The sequence below is a fragment of the Asaia siamensis genome (genome assembly GCF_014635085.1).
Classification (GTDB): domain Bacteria; phylum Pseudomonadota; class Alphaproteobacteria; order Acetobacterales; family Acetobacteraceae; genus Asaia; species Asaia siamensis.
Map to the genome: position 1 here is coordinate 539236 of NZ_BMCH01000001.1, position 17060 is coordinate 556295.

Genomic DNA, 17060 nt, shown 5'->3' on the forward strand with positions numbered 1-17060 from the left:
ATGACCGAGAAGAGCTATATCGAGTCCTATCAGGACAATGTTCGCGCCCTCGAAGGCCTTTACGATCCGACCATGGAGCGTGATGCCTGCGGTGTGGGTCTTGTGGCTGCTCTTGATGGCAAGCGCCGTCGCGACGTGGTGCTGGCCGGTATCGCCGCATTGAAGGCACTGTGGCATCGCGGTGCGGTCGATGCCGATGGCAAGACCGGTGACGGTGCCGGCATTCATGTCGAGATCCCGCAGGATTTTTTCGCCGAGGCCATCCATAGCGCGGGTGACGATCATATCGAAGGGCGCATTGCCGTTGGCATGATCTTCCTGCCCAAGACCGATCTGGCATCGCAGGAAGAAGGTCGTGCCATCATCGAGAGCGAAATTCTCGATTTCGGTTACGGCATCTATGGCTGGCGCCAGGTGCCGATCGATACGGCCTGCATCGGCGAGAAGGCCAATGCGACGCGTCCCGAGATCGAGCAGATCATGGTGCGCAACCGCCTCAACCGCTCCGAAGCCGAGTTCGAGCGCGATCTCTACGTCATTCGCCGTCGCATCGAGAAGGCAGCCGCCAAGGCGCATGTCGATCTCTATGTGTGCTCGCTCTCCTGCCGCTCGCTCATCTACAAGGGCATGTTCCTTGCCGAGAACCTGACGGATTTCTACCCCGATCTTCTCGACGAGCGTTTTGTGTCGCGCTTTGCGATCTATCATCAGCGCTATTCGACCAATACCTTCCCGACCTGGAAGCTGGCCCAGCCTTTCCGCCGTCTGGCGCATAACGGCGAGATCAACACGCTTTCCGGCAACGTGAACTGGATGCGCAGCCACGAGACCCGTCTCGCGAATGCCGAACTCGACCCGTACATGAACGACCTCAAGCCTGTGGTGCAGGCTGCGGGGTCGGATACGGCGATGTTCGACAACGTGTTCGAGCTGCTCACCCATGCCGGTCGTGACGCCCCCATGGCCAAGACGCTCATGGTGCCGGCCAGCGCCGGTGGCAGCGCGTCCATGACGGACAAGCATCGTGCGTTGTTCTCCTATTGCAATGCCGTGATGGAGCCTTGGGACGGTCCGGCAGCCATTTGTGCGACAGATGGTCGCTGGGTTGTCGCCGGTCTGGACCGCGCCGGTCTGCGCCCGCTGCGCTACACCATCACGCAGGATGATCTCCTGATTGTGGGTTCTGAAGCTGGTATGGTGCGCGTGCAGGACGCTAATACCCGCATGAAGGGGCGCCTCGGGCCGGGGGAGACGCTCGGTCTGGATCTGCAGGAAGCCAAGCTCTACGCGCCGCAGGAACTGCTCGACCTTCTGGCTGAGCGTCAGGATTTCACGGCCTGGACGAAGCATATCCGCAATATCAGCTCGGTTGTGCGTGGCGATGTGGCTGAGCCTGTTCTGTTCACCGCCGACCAGCTGCGTCGTCGCCAGCTGGCCATGAGCCTGACCCATGAGGAGATGGAGACCATTCTCCACCCCATGGTCGAGACTTCGGCAGAGGCCATTGGTTCGATGGGTGACGACACCCCGCTTCAGGTGCTGTCGAGCACCTATCGCGGGCTGGCGCATTATTTCCGCCAGGGCTTCAGCCAGGTTACCAATCCACCTATCGATTCCCTGCGCGAAATGAACGTGATGAGTCTCGTCACGCGTCTGGGTAATCTGGGCAATATTCTCGACCAGTCGCCAGAGCAGTGTGACCTGCTTCAGCTTCCGAGCCCGGTTCTGACCACGGGTGAATTCGAGGCGCTGCGCAATTTCTGCGGCAAGGATGGTGCGACGGTCGACTGTACCTTCCGTGCAGCCGATGGTGAGGCCGGGCTGCGCGATGCCATCGCCCGTATCCGCCATGAGGCGGAAGATTATGTGCGTGGCGGTTGCACCCATCTCTTCCTCTCTGATGAGGGACAGAATGAAGAGCGCGTTGCGATCCCGATGATCCTCGCAACCGCAGCCGTGCATATCCATCTCGTGCGTCAGTCGCTGCGTACTTTCACCTCGCTCAATGTCCGTTCCTCCGATGTGATGGACGTACATGGCATGGCAGTGACGGTGGGCGTGGGCGCCACGACCGTGAACCCCTATCTGGCGCAGGAATGCATTGCCGATCGTCTGCAGCGCGGACTATTCGGCGATCTCTCGCTGCGTGAGGCGGTTGAGCGTTACCGCAAGGCGCTCGACAAGGGCCTGCTCAAGATCATGTCGAAATCCGGCATCTCGATCGTTTCGGCCTATCGTGGCGGCTATAATTTTGAAGCCATCGGTCTGTCGCGCGCGCTCGTCGCCGAGTTCTTCCCCGGCATGCCGTCGCGCATCTCGGGCATCGGCCTTCCGGGTCTGGCGCGCAATGCGCTCAAGGCTCACGAAACCGCCTACGCCGGTGGCGTCGATGCGCTGCCCATCGGTGGCCTCTACAAGCTGCGTCGCAAGGGCGAGGTGCATGCATTCAGCGGGCAGCTCATCCATATGCTGCAGACCGCGGTCTCGACAGACAGCTTCTCGCTCTTCAAGCGCTATGCTGATGCCGTGCGTCGCCAGCCTCCGACCGCCCTGCGCGACCTGCTCGATTTCCGCCGTGTGCGGGAGCCGATCCCGGTTGAGGACGTCGAGAGCATTACGGCGATCCGTCGTCGTCTCGTGGCCCCTGGTATCTCGCTGGGCGCACTGAGCCCGGAAGCGCATGAGACGCTGGCCATTGCCATGAACCGCATCGGTGCCAAGTCGGATTCGGGTGAGGGTGGCGAAGATGCGTCGCGCTTCACGCCGCGTGCGAATGGCGACAATGCCAGCTCCAAGATCAAGCAGGTGGCGTCTGGCCGTTTCGGCGTCACGGCGGAATATCTGAATAATTGCAGCGAGATCGAGATCAAGGTCGCCCAGGGCGCCAAGCCGGGTGAGGGCGGGCAGCTGCCCGGCTTCAAGGTGACGGAACTTATCGGCAAGCTGCGCCACGCTACACCCGGCGTGACGCTGATTTCGCCGCCGCCGCATCATGACATCTACTCGATCGAGGATCTGGCTCAGCTCATCTACGATCTGAAGCAGATCAACCCGGAAGCGACTGTGACGGTCAAGCTGGTCGCCCGTACCGGCATCGGCACCATCGCCGCCGGTGTGGCCAAGGCCAAGGCGGACGCGATCATGATCTCGGGTCATTGCGGCGGCACGGGTGCCAGCCCGCAATCCTCGATCAAATATGCGGGTTTGCCCTGGGAGATGGGGCTGACCGAGGCCAATCAGGTGCTGACCCTCAACCGTCTGCGCCATCGCGTGACGCTGCGTACCGATGGCGGTCTTAAGACCGGTCGTGACGTGGTGATGGCAGCCATGCTGGGCGCTGAGGAATTCGGCATCGGCACGGCAGCACTCGTTGCCATGGGCTGCATCATGGTGCGCCAGTGCCACTCCAATACCTGCCCGGTGGGTGTGTGCGTTCAGGACGAAGCGCTGCGCGCCAAGTTCGAAGGCACACCCGAGAAGGTTATCAATCTCTTCTCCTTCATCGCCGAAGACGTGCGTAACATCCTGGCAGAACTCGGCTTCAAGAGCATGGAAGAGATCATCGGGCGCACAGATCTGCTGCGTCAGGTCTCCCGCGGCGCCGATTATCTCGACGATCTGGATCTGAACTCCCTTCTGGTTCAGGCCGACCCGGGACCGGATGCGCGTTATTGCACCCGTGAGGGACGCAATGAGGTGCCGGAAACGCTCGATGCGCAGGTGATTGCCGATGCAACGCCGCTTTTCGATCATCGCGAGAAGCTGCATTTGCACTACACGGTGCAGAACACGCATCGTGCCATCGGCACTCGTGTATCGTCGCTGATCACGCGCAAATTCGGCATGAAGACCCTGCCCGAGGGGCATCTGACCCTGCGTCTGCGTGGGTCAGCCGGTCAGTCGCTCGGCGCCTTTGCCGTGCAGGGGCTCAAGCTCGATGTCGTTGGCGATGCCAATGACTATGTCGGCAAGGGGCTTTCAGGCGGTACGATCGTTGTCAGGCCGTCTCCGACAGCGCCGTGGCGCTCGGAAGAGAATGCCATCATCGGCAATACCGTGCTTTACGGGGCGACCGCAGGCACGTTGTTCGCGGCAGGTCAGGCGGGTGAGCGTTTCGCGGTACGTAACTCGGGCGCAACGGCTGTCGTCGAAGGCTGCGGTTCGAATGGCTGCGAGTACATGACCGGCGGCACGATCGTGATCCTGGGGCAGATCGGCGATAATTTCGGCGCAGGCTTTACCGGTGGCATGGCGTTCGTGCTCGACAAGAACGAGGCGTTCGAGGCGCGGGTAAATCCGGAAACCCTGCTCTGGGGCCGCGTCGAGGCAGGCAGTGAATGGGAAGAGACGCTGCGCTCGCTCGTGCAGCGCCATGCCGATGAGACCGGCAGCGCCTATGCGGCCGAGTTGCTGCACCGATGGGATCGTGTTCTGCCGCATTTCTGGCAGGTTGTGCCGCGTGATTACGCGCGCATCATCGGTTACGAAGTCCCGCAGGAGCCGCAGGCGCTCTCGGCCTGACGGGTTTATCTCACGACACAAAAAGGGCCGGTATCGAAGGATACCGGCCCTTTTTTAATGCGGTTCGCCCCCCTGTCATATCGAGCCTCTGCTACGGATCGATAATCATTTGCCCATGAATTGGCTTTGTTTCCTTATTATTCACCCCCCGGCCTTCTGGGTTACGTTCCCCCTACGCTCCGGTGATGGTCATCGCGGAGACGATCGGGAATGAAGCGCGGATGATCCGTATAGCCGTTATCGGGGTAGGGCAGATTGCCCGGCAGCAGCATCTTCCCGCACTGGAAAACGATCCGGATTTTACGATCGTCGCTGCCGTCTCACCTGTGCCGGTGGCGCTCGATGTGCCGGTCTTCGCGACACTTGCAGAGCTCAGGCAATGCGATCTGATGATTGATGCTGTGGCGCTTTGTACGCCTCCGGCTCTGCGCTACGGACTTGCCCATGAGGCCCTTGCTTCGGGGTGGCATGTGCTGCTTGAAAAGCCACCGACCGTTACCCGATCTCAGGCAGGATCATTGTCCCGTCTGGCTGATGATCGTGGACTGACGCTTTTTGCAGCCTGGCACTCTGTCTATGCGGCCTCCATCCCGGTACTCAGGGAAATACTGCCCGCACTATCAATCGAGCGCGTGACAATCGCCTGGAAGGAAAATGCCGAGAAATGGCATCCTGGTGCCGACTGGCTGTGGCGGGATGGAGCGCTGGGTGTTTTCGATGCCGGGATCAACGCTCTTTCGATACTCTGCTCCTTGTCGCCCGAAGTCATTCTCTACGATACGGCTCTCCTGTCTTTTCATGGTGATCAGCGTGCGCCCTCTCAGGTCAGGCTTGCGATGCGTGGCAGCGAGACCGGTCTGCCGATCTCGGCAGAATTCGACTGGCGGCATGAGGCGGCAAGCGAGATATGGGAAATCGTCTGGTATGCCGGAAATGGGGAGACAGTGATCCTGTCAGAAGGGGGCGCGCGGCTTCATCGCGGCTCCCGCGAGATCGTTCTGGCAGAGGCGCGCGAATATGCAGGGGTCTATCGACATTTTGCGGCGCTGATCCGGGAGGGGCGATCTTCTCTCGACCTGCGTGCGCTCGATCTGGTGACCGATGCCTTGGCGTTCGGGACGAGGCAGAACCCACAGAGATACTTACGAACAAATTGAAACTATTGTAGTCTTCATCTGTCATTATTATTTCAAATTATCAAATAACGATCACATCCACGGGTATAGTGGTCGAAACCGGGTATGGGGAGACTTGCCGATCTTTCGAATGATTGTCATCAAGAAGTAACGGTAATTCGTGGTTCTGGATGAAATTGATGAAAAAATCGGCGCAGAAACGATCGCTCGGCATGATCACCATCGGCCTGCCTCTTGCAGTCATGCTGCTTTGCAGCACTGCTGTTCTGGCAGAGCCCATGCAGTTTCGACGCACGCTGCTCAATACAGGTGGCAAGAGTCCTGAATTGTGCCTGCGTTTCGCCAAGTCGCTGGATAGCAAGGCCGGGCCTCACTACGCCGATCATGTCAAGATAACGCCCAGCCTGCGCCCGGATATCAGGGTCAGCGATCACGATCTCTGCCTGGGCGGCCTGGCCTGGAGCACACGCTACAAGGTCAGCCTCAGCAGCGGCATTCACGACGCCCAGGGGCGTATTCTCGCCGATCCGATCTCGGTGAGCATAGCCACGGGAGATCGTACGCCCAGTCTCAGCCTTGCCGGAGAGGGTTTCATCCTGCCGCGTCGCAGCGCTGCGGGTCTTGATGTGCAGACGGTAAATATGGAGCGGGTGAGGCTCAGCGTCTGGCGTCTGTCTCCCATCGCGGCCCAGAGCATGACGAGCATGGATACCTATCCAAGGGTCGACACAACCCAGACGTCGCTCGAGACCTATGAGTTTGAAAGATTGCGCAGCACGCGTCTGAGCCAGGTCTGGTCAGGTACGATGGAGACGCGGGGCGCCCGCAATGCAGGCGTCGTCACCGCTTTTCCGATCGCCAAGCTGATCGAGGGGCAGAAGCCGGGCCTGTATCTTGTGACCGCCGAGAATGCCCTTACGCCCAAAGGCGACAGCCGCATTGCAGCGCCATTGCCGAAAGCGTCGAATGGATCAGACGATAGCGACGATTATGGTCTGCCTATCGCTGCTCACTGGGTAAATGTAAGCGACACTGCCCTGACCACGATGCGCGGCACAGATGGTCTGCATGTCTATGCGCGTGCCCTGTCGACCGCGCTTCCGCTCAAGAATGTCACTGTGCGCCTTGTGTCTCAGGGCGGAGACGATCTGGGCAAGGCGGTCAGCGACAGCGAAGGGCAGGTTGTTTTCCCTGCCGGTCTGATCAAGGGCAAGGGGGCGGATCAGCCCGTCACGCTTCTGGCAACCAGCCCAAATGGAGACTTCACGAGCGTTTCACTGACACAGGCCTGGTTCGATTTCTCCGACCGGGGGGCAGAGGGCCATGTGGCTCCGGGGCCGCAGCAGGCTGTGATCGTCACGGATCGCGGTATCTATCGCCCCGGCGAGAGCGTGAACACGACCGTCCTGCTGCGTGACGCCCAGGGCAAGTCGCTCGACACCCTGCCATTGACCGTCATTCTGCGTCGTCCCGATGGCGTGAAGGCACAGACACTTGTGCTCAAGCCGCAGGAAGGCGGCGGTTTTCTCAACAGCTTCGCTCTCTCTCCCAGCGCTGCTGCAGGAAGCTGGTCGCTTGAGGCCTATGTCGATCCGACCTCGCCGCCGATTGGCCGTGCTTCTGTCCTTGTGCAGGATTTCGTACCGCAGACCATTGCTGTCGAGGTAAAGCCCGGAAAGAACGAGCTGACCGAAGGTCAGGGGCTGCCGATCACGATTGAGGGGCGCTATCTTTATGGCGCGCCTGCTGCACATCTTCACGGCGAAGGGCTGGTGCGCATCCTGCGCGATGAAGAGCCTGTGCCGGGTCTGAAAGGCTTTGTGTTCGGTCTGGCAACCCAGAATTTCAGCCCCGACCAGCAATCCGTTACGGTGCCGGACACCGATGATGCCGGGCAGTCAAAGGTTTTGGTGTCACCCGATCTTCCTGGCGGTCTTACTCTGCCGATCAAGGCGGAAATCAGGGTGAGCCTGTTCGATCCCTCGGGACGTAGCGTTACCAAGACCCTTTCGGTGCCAGTCCAGCGGGATCGGCTGCTTATTGGGATGCGGGTCACAACGCCGCCGATGGGAAGCGAAAACGCGACCCAGCCCGTGCCGGTCGAAGCGATTGCCCTGACCCCTGACAACAAGCCCATCGCGTCGCGCGCCCTGACCTGGACGCTGGTGCGCGAGAATGAGACCTATGACTGGATTTCGGAATCGCGCGGCTGGCATTTCGTCCGCCATGTGATCGACGAGCCGCTCCAGCACGGCACAGTTACGACCGATGCGCAGGGCCGCGTGCATTTTGCGCCTGAGCTCGATGGCGGCCGTTATCGGATGATCCTGACGGACCCGACGACAAATGCGGCAACGTCTCAGCGTTTCACCACGGGATGGTGGTCTGACAGCAGGGAACGGCCCAACGCTCCCGACCGCCTGAGCGTTTCCGTGCGTGACAAGGTGCTGCCTGTCGGTGGTCAGACAATCGTGCATGTTCAGGCGCCCTTCGCCGGTGAGGCGCAGATCGTGATTGCGACCGATCGCGTGCAGAGCGCCAAGACGGTCATCCTGCCCAAGGGTGGGCTTGATATTCCGGTCACGGCGCAGGCTGACTGGCCCGGTGGGGCTTATGTGCTGATCACAGCATTCCGTCCGCTCGACACACCCGCTCGCGCCCACGAACCCTCGCGGGCCGTGGGGCTGGCCTATATCGGGCTCGATCAGGCGGCGCACCGGCTGAAGATTGCCGTCGAGACGCCACAGGTCATCCGGCCCCAGACGAAGGCCACGCTGCCCGTGACCATTCAGGGTGGCAAGCGTGTGCATTTTGTGGTGTCGGCTGTCGATCAGGGTATTCTCGCCCTTACGCAGTGGAAGCTTCCCGATGTGTTCGACCTGGTCTACGGGCGCAGGGCTTTCGGTCTGGATGTGAAGGACAGCTACGCTCATCTCATGACGCCGGTCGGGCAGGCAGGATTGCTGCGTGAAGGCGGAGATGAAGGCGGCGAGGGGGGCGGGCTCTCCGTCACCTCGACCCGCATCGTCTCGCTTTTCACAGGCGTCATCACGCCTGATGAAAGCGGTCATGCAAGCATACCGCTCGATGTGCCCGATTTTGAAGGCACGTTGCATCTGATGGTAACCGCCTGGTCCGATGACGCGCTCGGTTCGGCAGAATCTGATCTTCTGGTCAGGGACCCCGTCTTTGCGGATCTGACCCTGCCGCGCTTTCTGGCGCCGGGCGATGTGGCGACCAATCTGGTCTCGCTGGTCAATACCGAAGGGGCGGCTGGCCGTTATGCGGTTACGCTCAGCAGCACTGGCCCCGTTCACCTGACCGGTGCAGCCAAATTCGATGCCGATCTGCAAAAGGGGGGGCGTCAGTCGTTTTCGACATCCATGCAGGCCGATCAATCCGGAATCGCCCATCTGACGGCGAAGCTGGCTGACAGGCAGGGCCGGACCATTCTCACCCGCAACTGGGATCTCGAGGTTCGTCCGGGCCATCTGCCGATTACGCAATCGACCGAGCAGAAACAGGATCCAGGCCAGAGCTATCAGGCCTCTGCCTCTCTACTCTCCCAGTTCGAACCGGGCAGTTCGGCCGTGACACTCGGCTATTCGGGTGTGCATGGGCTCAATACGATTGCCCTGCTCCAGAATCTCGAGGCCGGCTATGGCAATGATACGACCAGCCTAGCAGCCTCCGCACGCGGTCTTCTGGCTTTCAAGGGGCATGAGGCTCTGGCGCGCCTGACTGTGCCTGAAGGGGCAAAGAAACGGATCGACACCGCTATTTCCATGCTGGTCGATCGTGAAGATGCCGGGGGGCGTTTTGGTTCCTGGCGTCTGAACGATGGCAGGCTTCTCCCATGGGAGCAGATCTATGCCGTCGATTTCCTGGTCCACGCGAAAGAGGCAGGATATGCGGTGCCTCAGGACTCCCTGGATCATGCGCTTGACTGGCTCGTGACATCGCAGGCGCAGAGCCCCGGTATTGACGATCGTCATGCAGATAATTCCGAAAACGCTGTCACGCCGGAGACAAGGGCCTATGCGCTTTATGTTCTGGCGCGTGCTGGCCGTCTTGATGCGCCGGCCCTGCGTGCTCTGGGCGATAGCGCCTCGGCGCGTGGCATGGGCGGATCGAGCCGCGTTTTCTGGGGAGACACCGTGGCAAATGCGACCTTTGCCGATGCGCTGGCCCTTGGTCATATTGCGGGCGGTCTGGCGCTTGCCAATGAGCGTCCCTCAAGCAACGCGCTTTTCGCTATGGCTGTCGATGCTCTTGGCCCGACCCTGTCCGGGCGTCCGTCGATGCTCGACCCCTATTACTGGGTCTATCTGCGTGATCTCGGCGGATTGGTGTCGCTGGCTGCAGAGAGCGGCAATAACGGTCTTGCTCAGAAACTGACGGATCGCTTCGGTCTGCTCGATGTGCCGGTGCCCTGGATCAGCAACGCGACCACCACCGCCCTGCTTGAAGCGGCTTCGGCCATGAACAAGCCCGATCCGGCGCGCGGTATTGCCATCAACGGTGTCGAACAACCCCGCCCGATTGCTCTGCCGCTGGCCGTTTCTCCCGATGCTGACAAGCTTGATGGCACAAAACTGAGCAATACCGGCACCGTACCGCTCTGGATGACAGTCACGGTTACCGGAACACCCAAGGAGGCGCCCGAGGCGATCAGCAACGGCTTTACGGTGAAGGTCTCGACCGTCACGATGGATGGCGCGCCTTATGACCCCGCCAAGGGCAGTCAGAATGACCGTTTCCTGGTGGTGATCGAGGGCAAGTCGCAGGATCGCAACGCGCATCACTGTGTCCTGACCCAGCTCCTGCCCGCAGGATGGGAGATCGAGAGCGTCCTGCGCGGCCGGGAAGCAGAGGCTGTTCGCGACGGGGAAGAAGGGAGTGATTCAGACGCGCCCGATCCCAAGGCTGGTCCGTCTTTCCTTGGCGAGACGACGCAGACAAGTGCTGTGGCGCTCAAGGATGACCGTTTCTTTGCCGCTTTCGATTTGCGAGGGGGCACCTACAGCCCGTCTTCGAGCCGTCTTCTCGGGAGTAATGACTTCAGGCTTGCCTATATCGTGCGCGCCGTCACGCCGGGTCAGTTCCTGCTGCCTGAAACAGTCGTACGTGATCGCTTCAGCCCGGCCCTGATGGGGCGGAATGCGGCTGGCCGGATCGTCATCGCACCGCGATGACGGGTCTTGACCAGCGAGCCGGTTCGAGGCGCAGAAGATTTCTGCGACGCGGACTGGCAGGCGCCTCTCTGGCAGTGCTGTGTCTTGCTGGCGGTCTTCTGGCCGCTGACCGGCTTCTGCCGCCGGATATGAGCCGGGCCGAAAAACAGGCCCTGTTGATGCAGGACATGCGCGGCGAGGTGCTCGACGGGCGTGTCAGCCCGGATGGCGCCTGGCGCTTCGCCACAAAGCGGGAGGCGGTCGACCCGCGCTATCTGGCGCTTCTGCTTCAGGTTGAGGATCGTCGGTTCTGGGTTCATCCGGGGGTCGATCCGCTGTCGCTTCTGCGGGCGAGCTTCCAGCTGGTCACACGTGGCCATATCGTTTCCGGCGGGTCGACACTGGCCATGCAGACGGCGCGTCTGCTTACCCCGCACAGGCACAGCCTGCGCGGCAAGATCTTCGACATGCTCCGTGGTGTGCAGCTTGAGTGGCGCTATGGCCGGCGCGGTGTGCTCGATCTCTATCTCACCCTTGCGCCCGAAAGCCGTAACATCGAGGGAATCCGGGCGGCCTCCTTGCTTTGGTTCGGGCACGAACCGCTGCATCTGGGCTCGGAGGAATCGGCCCTTCTGATCGTGATGGCGCGTCATCCCGAAAGCCTGCGCCCCGACAGGCATCCGCAGGCTGCGCGGGCAGCGGTGGCGCGGCTTCTCGCAACACAACCCGCCGAAGGCTGGGTGCGTCGTGGGGCAATGCCCTATACGCTGCATATCGGTCATGCCGTTCATGAAGCGCCCGGACCGCTCCTCTGGCAGTGGCGCAAGGGCGTGCGCGGCGTGTTTCAGACGTCTATCGACCGTCGGCTCCAGGCCAGTATCGCGGGTATTCTGCGTGACACGCCCCCACCATCTGGCGGAACCTGGGCAGTGCTGGTCGCGCGCCGCGATGGCAGCATCGCTGCCTGGCAGGGCAATGCGGGCAATGACTGCTCGGGCTGTGCTGCCGACATGATCACCGCTTGGCGCTCGCCCGGTTCGGCGCTCAAACCCGCCATCTACGGCATGGCCTTCCAGCTCGGTCTGCTGGCGCCCGATACGATCATTCAGGACCGTGCCAGCCATTTCGGTGGCTACGCGCCACGTAATTACGACCGTATTTTCCACGGTACCACGACCGTGCGTACGGCTCTGCAGCGCTCCTATAACCTGCCAGCCGTACGGGCACTGGATATGATCGGGGCGGGCTATTTTGCCGGCACGCTCGATGCTGCCGGTATCGGGCTCAAACTGCCGCCCAATACCTCCCCGAGCCTGGCTCTGGCACTGGGTGGCGTCGGCATTACTCCGCTCGATCTGGGCAGGCTCTATGTCGCTTTTGCCAATCAGGGAGTCTCGCGCCCGCTCAGCTTAGATTGGCCGGTCGAGCCCGCACCCGGCGCGCGTCTGATCGGGGCGAGGGCGAGCCGACAGATCCTGTCGATTCTGGGCGGCGCTCCCTTGCCCAAAGGTCGGGTGGTCACAGGTGAAGACAGGGTGGCTTTCAAGACCGGCACGTCCTATGGCCAGCGCGATGCCTGGGCAGCGGGGCTGCGTGGTGACTGGACTGTCGTTGTCTGGGGCGGGCGCCCCGATGGCACGGCAGTGCCCGGTATCACAGGGCTCGGTACGAGTGCCCCCCTGATGATGCATGTTTTCGATATCCTGCCCGAAAGCGGCACTCTGCCAACCGACACGATGCCGGTTCAGGCAACGCTTTCTCCCGCCTTGCAGAAACTTGGCGAAAAGCGCGGCCCCCAGATCGTGCAGCCGGTCAATGGCGGCAGAGTGGAGTGCTTTGCCGAAGATGGTCATGTCACGCCGCTTGGTCTGGTTGCGAGCGGTGGTGTCGAGCCCTATCGCTGGCTGGTCAATGGTGTGCCGCTTGATACGCCCATAGGGATTACGCCTTCATGGACACCTGACGGCCCCGGCTTTGCCCATATCGCCCTTGTTGACGCGACCGGCGCCGGGAGCAGCGTGGATATTCGTGTTCAGTAGGTGAGGGGCTCACGGCTTGCTGGCTGGTGCCGTATAGCCGCCTCCGACCGCCTGATAGAGTGTAGCGAGTTCGGCCAGGCGTGAGGCCCTGATCTGCACCGTCTGCAGTTCAGCAGAAAGGGCCGCGCTCTCTGCATTGGCGACGTCGAAGTAATTGACATAGCCTGTGCTCAGTTCCTTTCGCGCGTCCTCAAGCGTGTGCTGCCTGCTGCTCAGGCTGCGCTTGAGGCTGACTTCCTGCGCTGCGAAATGCGTGGTTCCGGAAAGCGCATCCTGCACCTCACGGAAAGCCTGCACTGCGGTCCTGCGATAGGTCCAGGCGGCCTGATTGCGCTGCGAAACAGCAATGCTTTCCTTGGCACGCAGGGCGCCACCCTCGAAGATCGGCGCAAGCAGACTGCCGCCCAGGGCCCAGATCGTTCCGGAAATCGGTCCACCCCCACCGGCTGTGCCGATACCGGGATTGATCACGATATCGGGCAGGAAGGCCGCGCGCGCCGATTTGAGACTGTGATCTGCCGCGACAATCTGGTCGGCAGCAGAAATGAGATCGGGCCGGTTTGACAAGAGCCGGGCAGGGACGGGAGCGATGACAGGCGGCAGGCGCAGGGCTTCCAGAGGGAGCCCCGCTGTAAGGGTGGCGATCTGGTCTCCCGGCATGTCACCGAGCAGCACGCTCAGAGCGTCTTCCTGCTGGGCAATCTGCAACCGTGTCGACGCGATCTGTGCTTCCGCATCGCTGACCAGCGCGTCGGCCTGATCAAGGGAACTGATTTTTTCATACCCAGCCCTGAGCTGATGGGTCACTCGGGTCTGTTCGGCCTGTCTCACGGCCAGATTGCGTTCGAGAATGGCGAGCACGCTGCGTGACGCCTGAAGCGAGACATAGGCCCGCACCGTGTCGCTGATCAGTGCGAGCCTTACTGTCTCGCGGTCGGCCTCGCTCGACAGGGTCTGCACCCGTGCCGACCGCGTCTGTTCGCGCAGCTTGCCGAACAGATCGAAATCGAAGGTCAGTGTGCCACCCAGAATGTACTGGCTGAAATTCTGCCCGATCAGATGGCCGTTACCGACACCAAGCCCCTGGCCATCGATATGCGGCAGCTGGGCACTGAGGGCGAGCCGCATCTGCCCGCGCGCCTGAAGCACGCGCTCTGCAGCAAGGGCGAGGTCAGGGTTGTTTTCAAGCGCGCGGGAAACGAGTGCCACCAGAACCGGATCGCCGAACCGGCTCCACCATTGCGGGTCGAGCGTCGTCTCGGGCTGGGCCGCATTGCCTTGCCGCCATGTTGCGGGGGCTGTCACTGCAGAGCCCCGGGGCATGATGAAATCGCCTTTCTGGCAGGCGCTCAGAAACAGCGGCAGCACTGCCAGCCCTGCCATAAGCGAGGCACGATAACGGGCGCTCACGGTGTTGCTTCCCCGGAGTGTTTATGGTCGTGGCCGGTATCGGCTGGCGTCGCGACATAGCTCTCGACCGACATGCCCGGCGCGAGGCGCTCGGCATTGGGCTGGTTGGGGTCTATGGCGATATAGATACCGATACGCTGAGGAATTTTCACGAAGTTGCCGGTCGCATTATCGGGCTTGACCACGGCAAATTCAGAACCTGTGGCGGGCGCGATGCGAAAGACGCGGCCGGTGAATTTCTGTCCGTTGAGGCCATCGACCGTGAAGGACGCCGCCTGACCGACCCGGATAGCGCCCGTCTGGGCCTCCTTGTATTCGGCTACCACCCAGCGTTCGTTGGGAACGAGCGAGAAAAGCGCCGTGCCTGCACCGACATAGGCGCCGATATGGGTGCCCCCCGTGCGGCCGATCACTCCGTCGCTTTCTGCATGGATATGGGTGCGGTTGAGATCGATCTGTGCCGAGAGCAGGCTGGCTTCTGCCTGGCGCACATCCGCGCTCAGGACCTGCTCCTGGATATCGGCCGCTTTCACGTCTGCTTCTGCGGCGCGCACATCGGCCAGGGCCTGCCGCAGCGAGGCCTCGTCCGAACGCCAGCTATCGAGCCCGGCATCATATTCCTTCTGTGAGACGCTCTGATCGCCAACGAGCGCGGCCTGCCGATGATGATCGGCGCTGCTGCGTGTCAGATGGGCGCGCGCGGTCATGAGCGCCGCCTGTCGCTGGTCGAGCCGCGCGCGGGCAGAGGCCTGATTCTGCCTGTTGTTGATCAACGCAGCCTGCTTGCTGCCCAGATCGGCCTGCGCCTGCGCCACGCGTGCCTTGTAGGTGCTTTCATCGATCTGAACGAGAAGCTGCCCTTTATGCACGGTGGCATAATCGGTGACGAATACCCCCTCGATATAGCCGGGTACCTGCGGGGCCACGATCATCACATGGCCCTGCATATAGGCGTCATCGGTGCGCACCCCCTGCTCGCCGAAGGGCGCAAGGTCGAAGGCGGCCAGAATGCAGGCAATGGCGATGACGGCCAGAAACGAGACGATCGCAAGCACGAGAAGGTTGCGCCTGGGCGGATGCCAGACCGGCGCCGGAGAGGCAGGCGGGGCTGTGCGGGTATCATGCGCGTCGGCAGGGGCGTTGGGTGTTTGGGTCATGACGGGTGTTTTGCCGAAATTTCAAGGAGGTGTTTGCAGAGCATCACGAGCGCGATCAGTGCCACCGCGCAGAGAGCAAGAACGCTGACAAAGCCGAACACATTGAGATAGCCCATGACGGCGGCCTGATCGGACAGTGTCTGCGATATCGAGGACAGGCCCTGATGGGCTGCGGCGAGGGAGAGCGAGGCCGTATCGGCCATGCGCGACGAGAACCCGACCATCGCGTAGTTCTGGTAGTAATATTGCATACTGCCCAGAAGTGCCGCGCCCGTGGCGCTGCCGATGCTCTGCGTAATGGCGAAGACATAGATGGTCGAGATGAAGTGGCTCGTATCCGATCTCAGGACCAGGATGATGCCATAGAGCAGGGCAGGGCCGACAAAGAGCGTCGTGCCGAAGCCAAGCAGGGTCTGCGAGACATAGACATCGCTCGGTCGTGTCAGGCCGTTACTGCCTGAATCGAGCCAGGAAGCCAGGGCGATCGCCAGCAGGGCGACAACGCATTGTACGGGAATGAGCCGTGGGGAAAGGGAGAAAGCCATGGCCGTAATGCCGGCAATCATCCCCATGATCACGAAGAGATCGAGCGTGTGATACTGGTCATTGATCAGCCCGGCGTGGGAGAACAGGCCGATCACACCCGTGCTCTGCTCTGAAAGCAGCAGGCGTTCCATGATGGCGACAAGCCCGAAGCGCAGAATGGTTCCTGTGCTGAGCCAGTTGATCTGTAGCAGCGGGCGCGTGCGACAGAACTCGACGCACAGGGCACACGCGCCGCAAACGACCAGCCCAACCAATAGCCAGCCGATCCAGGGGGTATCCGTCCACCACATCGTGCGACCGAGCGTGAGTACGGCAGCAAGGCAGATCGACACCCCCAGCAGGAGCACACCAGACAACCAGTCCATGGGCTCGAAGACTTTTCCCATGTTCGTGGTGGGGAGAGGCAACAGCAGGACGAGGGCGAGTTGCAGGGCGCCCAGCGCCGTGGCGATGCAGGCAAAGCCGAAATTGCCGGAGCCGGTCAGCAGGTCTACCGGAACGAGCGCTGCGATCGGGTTGGCCAGTTGCAGGCTGGCGATGGCAATGGCGATGGCCTCCACCCGGCGCGATTTCGGCAGGGCCTGAATAAGGTAGTAAACGCCCCCTGCGACATTGGTCGAGACCATGAGACCGTTGCTGACGCGGTTGATCATGAGCGTTGTAAAACCAGGGAAGAAAATCAGCAGGAGACCGGTGGCGATATTCACACCCAGCAGGCTGGTAAGGAAAAACATGATTCCATATTGCTGACGCCCCTTGATCACCACGAGATTGGCGAAGGCGGCGGCGGCTACAAAACCAGCGACCAGCCAGGTGGCCTCTGCCGCACTCAGCCCGGCCTCACCAGCGGCATTGCTCAGATTGCCGGAGAACAGAGAGTTCTGGGTCGAGGCGGCGATGGGCATGAAGATGCCCATCAGCGCATACAGAACCCGCCGCCACATTGGATGATGAGCGATATAGGGCGCACCAAGAAGTGGTGGCCGCTCCATGCCGGAAGTTGAACTTCCAGTAGTCAGAGGAAAACGCCTAAATGTTCTGAACTTCTCACAATATCGCGAGGCATTCTATGCCATG

The 17060-nt window shown here is 61.5% G+C and carries 7 protein-coding genes; 4 read left to right on the forward strand and 3 right to left on the reverse strand.

Annotation, left to right across the window (positions count from 1 at the left end; all coding sequences use genetic code 11):
• The 4 genes from gltB to IEV53_RS02325 all read left to right on the forward strand — a co-directional run bounded on the left by gltB (position 1) and on the right by IEV53_RS02325 (position 12870).
• Positions 1–4521 carry a glutamate synthase large subunit gene (gltB, locus tag IEV53_RS02310; protein WP_188425147.1) on the forward strand — a complete coding sequence of 1507 codons (4521 nt, stop codon included), beginning with the start codon at positions 1–3 and terminating at the stop codon, positions 4519–4521.
• 221 nt (positions 4522–4742) lie between these two features.
• Positions 4743–5678 carry a Gfo/Idh/MocA family protein gene (locus IEV53_RS02315; protein WP_188425148.1) on the forward strand — a complete coding sequence of 312 codons (936 nt, stop codon included), beginning with the start codon at positions 4743–4745 and terminating at the stop codon, positions 5676–5678.
• Between the two features lie 158 nt (positions 5679–5836).
• A complete protein-coding gene (locus IEV53_RS02320; RefSeq protein ID WP_188425149.1) occupies positions 5837–10852 on the forward strand; it encodes an alpha-2-macroglobulin family protein in 5016 nt (1671 codons plus the stop codon).
• Complete coding sequence (locus IEV53_RS02325; protein WP_188425150.1) at positions 10849–12870, forward strand: transglycosylase domain-containing protein; 2022 nt, start codon at positions 10849–10851, stop codon at positions 12868–12870. Before IEV53_RS02320 ends, IEV53_RS02325 begins: the two co-directional genes overlap by 4 nt.
• Before the next feature lie 9 nt (positions 12871–12879).
• Here IEV53_RS02325 and IEV53_RS02330 read toward each other — a convergent pair whose 3' ends face one another.
• Genes IEV53_RS02330 through IEV53_RS02340 form a run of 3 tightly spaced genes read right to left on the reverse strand, consistent with a single transcriptional unit; the run spans position 12880 to position 16975 of the window.
• Positions 12880–14280, reverse strand: coding sequence for an efflux transporter outer membrane subunit (locus IEV53_RS02330; RefSeq protein ID WP_188425151.1), 1401 nt, complete (start codon positions 14278–14280; stop codon positions 12880–12882).
• Positions 14277–15437, reverse strand: coding sequence for an HlyD family secretion protein (locus tag IEV53_RS02335; RefSeq protein WP_188425152.1), 1161 nt, complete (start codon positions 15435–15437; stop codon positions 14277–14279). Before IEV53_RS02335 ends, IEV53_RS02330 begins: the two co-directional genes overlap by 4 nt.
• Positions 15434–16975 carry a hypothetical protein gene (locus tag IEV53_RS02340; RefSeq protein ID WP_188425153.1) on the reverse strand — a complete coding sequence of 514 codons (1542 nt, stop codon included), beginning with the start codon at positions 16973–16975 and terminating at the stop codon, positions 15434–15436. The genes IEV53_RS02335 and IEV53_RS02340 overlap by 4 nt, the downstream gene beginning before the upstream one ends.
• Positions 16976–17060: the final 85 nt, after the last annotated feature.